This is a genomic window from Janthinobacterium sp. LS2A (assembly GCF_036543145.1).
In the GTDB taxonomy this organism is placed as follows: domain Bacteria; phylum Pseudomonadota; class Gammaproteobacteria; order Burkholderiales; family Burkholderiaceae_D; genus Janthinobacterium; species Janthinobacterium aestuarii.
Genome location: NZ_JAZHPB010000035.1, coordinates 1 through 307 on the forward strand (window position 1 = coordinate 1; position 307 = coordinate 307).

The 307-nt window shown below is 49.2% G+C and carries 2 tRNA genes; both read right to left on the reverse strand.

What is annotated here, in order from left to right:
* Positions 1-98: 98 nt before the first annotated feature.
* Positions 99-174: transfer RNA gene (locus tag V3C40_RS28290), tRNA-Ala, on the reverse strand.
* A 19-nt stretch (positions 175-193) separates the two neighbouring features.
* A tRNA-Ile gene (locus tag V3C40_RS28295) sits at positions 194-270 on the reverse strand.
* Positions 271-307 lie beyond the last annotated feature (37 nt).

Genomic DNA, 307 nt, shown 5'->3' on the forward strand with positions numbered 1-307 from the left:
CAGATTGTTAAAGAACGAAACAGCTTTGATCGCTAAAAGATCAAACCTAAACCACAGCCTTGTTGACCGGCTTACGTTTGTACTTTCGAGTAAAACTTTGGTGGAGGATGACGGGATCGAACCGACGACCCCCTGCTTGCAAAGCAGGTGCTCTCCCAGCTGAGCTAATCCCCCTGAGATTTTACTAATTAGCTGGTAGGGCTGGTTGGACTCGAACCAACGACCCCCGCGTTATCAACACGGTGCTCTAACCAGCTGAGCTACAGCCCCAACGCGGAACTACTACGACTACTGTTTCTTCTTCATT